We start from the raw sequence: 6,083 nt of genomic DNA, 5'->3' as shown, positions 1-6,083 counted from the left end.
CGAGCCATCGCGCGTTTTTCCACGACGCGCGCACAACAACATCGCCGCCTTGCGCCATCACCTTGGCGATCCGCTCGGCCTGCAGATAGGCGCGGTCACCGATACGGATCTCGCCCGGCACCACCGGCACGCGGTCGATCAACTCGGCCTCGCTCTGATCGGTGATCTCGATGAAGTCGAACTGCTCGCGCTCAAGCTCGAAGGCGCAGTGCATGCGCCAAAGACCATTGTTCTTCTTCTCATACGCACCGGCCTTGGCAACCGCTGTCGCATCGAGGATGCGGATCAGCCGGCCTTTGGCCAAACCTGCATCCTCGCGCTTCAAAAGGTGCCCAATCAACTGCTGCAGCCATGGTCCTGCATTGCGCAGCCGGCCGAGCAACGCCACGTCCGAAATGTCGGCTATCCCGCTCGCCGCCGCCCAGGCCACGACGCCCCGCAGGCCAACCTTGCCAAGGCAGTAAGCCAGTGTCAGGCGCAACAGGTCGCTCGCCGACCTGACGCCGCGCGGGCGCAGGAACGCCTTCGTCTCGCGGGCACTTGCTGCGATCAACTCTTCGCCGCCCAGAAGCTCAATCGTCTCGGCCCAGCCGTCATCAACAAGCGATTCGTGTGTCATCGCAGTGTAGAATCACACCCGATTCCGCAGGGCAATACCTATCTTAGCGCCTATGCCCTCGAGGGGGAGATGTCGCCGAAGGCTACAGAGGGGGTCGGTTCGACTAGGCTCGGCCTCGTGCGGCAGATGGAGGTTGGCGCTTCACGCGATGCGACCCCCTCTGGCCTGCCGGCCATCTCCCCCTCAAGGGGGGAGATTCGCGGTTTCACCGAACTCAGCCACCAGCCCCTCATATTCCTCGAAGGCCGGCAGCGCCTCGTAACTGTGCACCGCAGGCGTGGTTGCCCAAGGCAGCTTCTCGCTGGTCCATGTCTCGATGAACGGCGTGAACCAGCCGGGCTCGTCGAGCATGGTCGGACGCAGATTGACGAACCAGTCGAGCCCTTCGGGGCGCGTGAACATCCAGCTCATGCAATGTGGGCAGAAGTAATGACGCGAGGCGCCGTGCACCCCGCCGATCACCGGCACGCCTTGCATGATTTCGAAGCCGTCCGAGGGAATGGCGGCGCTCAGTGAATAGGCGCTGGCCGACATGCGCTGGCAGCCGATGCAATGGCAAGCCATGGTCAAAAGCGGTTTTGCGGAAATCTTTAGCCGCACACGTCCGCAGCGGCATCCGCCTTCGGCCGGCAATTTCAGGGTTGGCACGGCAGTCTCCCACTCTTCGAAGCGCGGTGCTTCAGTCGCCGGTCAGCGCCTTCGTCGTCACCAGCGTGACGCCGGCATCGGTGAAGTCCGCATTGTACCGGGCGATGATCTCGGTCGCGGTTTCGCCTTCAGTGTCCAGCGTCGAGTGCGCATCGGAAACGACAGTGACGCCGAAGCCTTCGGCCAGGGCGCCCTCAACGGTGCCGGCGATGCAGAAATCGGTTTGCGCTCCGGCAAGCACGACTTCGCCGACCCCTTGCCCGGCCACCCAGGCGCCAAGCTCGGCATTCGAGAAGGCGTTGCGGACGGTCTTGGAGAATGTCGGCTCGTCCTTGGCCTGGCCGAGTTCCGGCCATACCGGCCAACCCGGCTCGCCGGGCGCCAGCGGATCGCCGGCCGGCCCGTCATGCCTGACGAAAGCAACCTTGCGCCCCTCGCGCCGCGCCCAGTCGATCAGCGAGCAGGTACGCTCGGCTATGCCAGGCGCATCGTGGATCGGCGGCTCGACGCGACCGTCGAACATGTTGGTCTGGAGGTCGATGACGATGAGGGGAGCGAGGTTTGGCATGGCGCGAAGATAACGCGGGCGATGGGAGGGTCAAGACGGCGAAGCTGCTGATCTCCCCCTTGGGGAGATTACATGTACCTCACCCGATTCCACCCGCGACCACGTAAGCACCAGCCGTGCGTCCATCCTCCAGCCGGATGACGGCCGTAACGATCGAGCCGTAAGCGCCTCGCCACACACTGTGCATTCTTTCGTGCTCGCCGGCGGGCACCAGGATGCGACCGTGAAAGCTTGTGCCGCTGCGCCGCAGAGCGACCGGTTCGCCATTGACGTGAACCTTGACGCCAGCGGTCTCCGCATCGAGTTCAACCGTCACGGCGATCTCGGCCTGGTCTCCTCGCCGCGTCGTCTCGGCAACAAGCGTAAGCCTCGGCGCCGGCGCATCGCTGGCCCGCAATCCACCAGGCCGCCCCGCAAACGCATCGTCCGGCAATTCCGGCGTGCGCGGCGGGCTGGTGCGGCGTTGGGTGGCGCGCTCGTAATCGCCGGCTAGCCGCAGCAACTCCGCATCATCATAGGCCTTGCCCGCAAAGGTCAGCCCGACCGGCATGCCGATATCGGCCATCGTTCCCATAGGCACGGTGACGGTCGGAATGCCGAGATGACGCCACACCAGATTGCCATTGGCGACCCAGGTGCCGTTGCGCCAGGCGATTTCTGCAGAGGTCTGGTTGACGTCGGCATCGGCCGGGCCGACATCGGCGACCGCCGGCAGCACGACGGCGTCGAGCCTGTGCTCGTCCAGCCAGTCCTCGAAGTCGATGCGCCGCGTCGCCTCCAATCCCTTCAGACCTTCCGCCAGCCTTGGAATATCCAGCAATGGCGTCACGCCCTGTTTGGCGCGTGTGACATAGTCCGCCAGATCGAAACCGTCGTCGCCATAGCGGTCCGGCAGCGCGCCCGGCGGCCGCGGGAAGATTTTTGGCCCGTCGACCGTGGCCAGGTCGGGGATGGCCGGGTCGGCATTTGCGCGCAGGAAATCGTCCCAGCCCCAGATGCAGAGATCCCAGATTTCGCGCTCGGCGAATGCTTCCGGCACCAGCCCGCGTTCGACCATGGTTTTTGTGCCCGGACGGTCGCGCTCATAGTTCGAGACGACGGGGAAATCGACCTCGACCACCTCCGCGCCGAGCTTTTCCAAGTCACGCGCTGCCTGCCGCCAGAGGTCGAGCACCGAGGCGCGGGTCTCGATGGGTTTGAGCGCGCCGCCGTCGCGGCCGATATACATTTTCGGCACGCCGAGGCGTTTGCCTTTCAACGAGCACTCCAAGGCGAGTGTAGTGTAGCTTGGCGGCCTGAGATCAGCGCTTTTCGCGATCGACACCCAGGGCTGCGCGCGCCAGAAATCGCCGCGCGTCTCGGTATCGTCGGCGACGATCACGTCGAGCAGCTCCAGCATGTCGGCGATGCCGCGCGTGTGCGGCACCACCACATCCATGGTCGGCACCAGCGGCCAGTTGCCCCTGACCGAAATGACGCCGCGCGACGGCGTGTAGGCGACAAGTGCATTGTTGGACGCCGGCGCGCGGCCGGAAGACCATGTCTCCTCGCCCAGCCCGAAAGCGGCAAAGCTCGCAGCGGTCGCGGTGCCGGAACCGTTGGACGAGCCGGAAGCGAAGGCGGCGGTCAGGTAATCTGCATTGTAGGGGCTCTCGGCGCGGCCATAGACGCCACGCTGCATGCCGCCATTGGCCATAGGCGGCATGTTGGTCAGCCCGATCAGCACAGCACCACCGGCCCTCAGCCTGGCAATGGTGAAAGCGTCCTCGTTGGCGACGAGATGCTCGAAGGCGGGCGAGCCGGCGGCCACCGTCAGGCCCTTCACCTTATAGCTGTCCTTGGCGGTGTAGGGGATGCCGTCGAGCGGCCCGAGGGTGGCGCCATTGCGCCGCCGCAGGTCGGACGCCGCCGCCTCCTCGAACATTGCCGGGTTAAGCACCGGCACGGCATTGAGCGCAATGCCATGGCGGTCGTAGTGCGCGATGCGCCTGAAATACGCGCCGACCAGCTCGACGCTGGTGACGGTGCCGGCCTCCAGCGCGCGGCGCAGGTCGGCGATCGAGGCTTCGACGGGCTGGAGGTTGGGCATGGGGTTCTCGAGATGCAGCGGCAAATGAGTCTTCGCATCGTGCGATGCGAGTGTCACGCCGCAAACGAAAGGCGTGACGGCGACGCTTATGCACTCGGCTCACAGCATCTTGCTGTCGAGCTGGCCGTTTTCCTTCATCAGGTCGAGATAGGTCTTGGCTCCGGAACTGCCGTGGCCTGCCGCCTTGAAGAACCATTTGGCGGCTTCCTTGTAGTTTGGTTTCCCATCGACGCCGCGGTAGTAGAGCGAGCCCAGACTGAACTCGGCATCGACGCTGCCGGCCTTTGCGGCTTCCAGCCACCAGGACTCGGCAGCCTTGTCGTCTCTGGCAATGCCCACGCCGTTGGCCGAGGCATACGCTAAGGCGAGCTGAGCATCGACATTTCCCTGCCGCGCCGCCTTGAGCCACCAGCCCGCCGCATCCGCACTGCTTTGCGCAACGCCAGCACCCTCGGAATAGGCTGTGCCGAGCGCTTTCTGCGCGAATGCATTGCGCTGGTCGGCGGCTTTGCGCCAGAGCCTTGCCGCCTGAACGGGGTCCTTCGTTACTCCTAGACCATCCCAATACAGTCCACCGAGAGCGAACTGCGCAAGGTCATTGTCCTTGTCGGCAGCCTTGCTCAGCCACTCGAATGCCTGCCTTTCATCCTTCCCGACGCCCTGCCCGTCCCGATACACGACCCCGACATTATACTGCGCTACCACATGGCCTTGGACAGCAGCCTTCATCCACCATCGGAAGGCCAGATCATTGTCTTGCGCAACGCCGCGGCCCTGGCTGTAGAGGATACCAAGCATATATTGAGCGTCGGCGTTTCGCCCGTCGGACGCCTTTTGCGCCCAAGTCGCGGCCAACGCATCGTCCCGTCCCACGCCTTCGCCGAGCGAATACGCCCGGGCCAGATTGGCACCGGCTTCGGCATTCCCCGCTTCCGCGGCCTTGCGCCACCAATAGACCGCCTGCTCGGCGCTCTTCTCGACGCCTTGGCCCATCGAATAATATCCGCCCAGATTCGACTGGGCGAACACAAAGCCCTGATTGGCGGCTTTGCTCATCCACGCAAACGCCTGGCCGTCGTCCCTAGGGGTACCTTTTCCCTGGCCATAAGCGGCCGCCACCGCGTATTGCGCTTCTGTCAGACCGGTGGTTGCGGCCTTCATCCACCACCCGAACGCAAGGCGGTCATCCTGCTCAACGCCGTGGCCCCGCGAGTACAAAGTGCCCAGCAAAGCCTGGGCATTCGGCTCACCCAGATCGGCTGCCTTTTTCACCCACACTATGGCGGCCTTATCATCCTTCTTGACGCCTTGGTTAAGATAGTAGGCGCGTCCGAGACAGAAAGCGGCCTCCAGGCTTCCTTGGTCAGCCGCCTTGCGCCACCATGAGGCAGCCTGCTCGAAGCTTTGCGCAACACCCCGACCCTGCGCATACAGGACGCCGAGGGCGTACTGAGCGTTCGCATTGCCCTTGTCGGCTGATTGCCTGGAAAACTTCAACGCCAGTTGATCGTTTCTTTCGACCCCTTGGCCATTTAAATAGACTTGGCCGAGAGAATATTCAGCCTCCCCGCTCCCCTGATCGGCCGCCTTGCGCCACCAATAGAGCGCCTGCTCATAACTTTGCGCGACCCCTTGGCCCTGCCAGTACAACACGCCGAGCTGGTACTGCCCATTCATGTTGTCTTTATCGGCGGCCTTTCGTGAGAAACTCTCGGCAAGCCGACTGTCCTTTTCAACGCCCCTGCCCATAAGGTAGGCCTGACCCAGTGCTGCTATGGCTTCCGCATTGCCGCCATCGGCGGATTTCTTCCACCAATACACCGCCTGGCTGTCGTTCTGAGCCACGCCCTCCCCGCGCCAGTACAGCGCACCAAGCTGGCCTTTTGCGTCAACATTGCCAGCGTCCGCCATGATCTTCATTTGACGGAATACCTCGGCATAATCCTTTGCCTGGAGAGCCGCTGCACCCTTTTGTGCCGCTGACCACTGCACATAGTAATTTCGGCCAGGCCCGAGCAGCACAAAAGCCGCCAGCAACACCAGAACGACGGTAAGGACCCCTCGGCGACGCGACGTGGGCGGGCTGTAGACAGGTGTATCCACTTTGGGCGCCCAGTCGTTGTTGCTCACGGTCCCCAATCCATTTGCAGCCACCAGTA

5 protein-coding genes are annotated in these 6,083 nt (G+C 63.7%); all 5 read right to left on the bottom strand.

The annotated features are described in order from the left end of the window. Positions 1 to 619: transposase (locus NKK50_RS26310; protein WP_502902426.1), on the bottom strand; the 619-nt coding region annotated here is incomplete at its 3' end. Between the two features lie 183 nt (positions 620 to 802). After that, the gene (locus NKK50_RS26305) at positions 803 to 1,267 is read right to left on the bottom strand and encodes a GFA family protein (RefSeq protein ID WP_352544061.1); all 465 of its coding nucleotides are present in this window, start codon (positions 1,265 to 1,267) and stop codon (positions 803 to 805) included. 31 nt (positions 1,268 to 1,298) lie between these two features. After that, positions 1,299 to 1,835 carry a cysteine hydrolase family protein gene (locus NKK50_RS26300; RefSeq protein WP_023747809.1) on the bottom strand — a complete coding sequence of 179 codons (537 nt, stop codon included), beginning with the start codon at positions 1,833 to 1,835 and terminating at the stop codon, positions 1,299 to 1,301. A gap of 79 nt (positions 1,836 to 1,914) precedes the next feature. Then, positions 1,915 to 3,924 (bottom strand): amidase, encoded by a 2,010-nt coding sequence (locus NKK50_RS26295; RefSeq protein WP_023834498.1) that lies wholly within the window; start codon positions 3,922 to 3,924, stop codon positions 1,915 to 1,917. Positions 3,925 to 4,023: 99 nt separating this feature from the next. After that, positions 4,024 to 6,054, bottom strand: a complete 2,031-nt coding sequence (locus tag NKK50_RS26290) for an SEL1-like repeat protein (RefSeq protein WP_155923582.1) — start codon at positions 6,052 to 6,054, stop codon at positions 4,024 to 4,026. Between the last annotated feature and the right edge of the window lie 29 nt (positions 6,055 to 6,083).

The organism is Mesorhizobium sp. M0001 (genome assembly GCF_040324255.1).
Taxonomy (GTDB): domain Bacteria; phylum Pseudomonadota; class Alphaproteobacteria; order Rhizobiales; family Rhizobiaceae; genus Mesorhizobium.
This window is presented reverse-complemented; position numbering and strand designations above follow the sequence as displayed.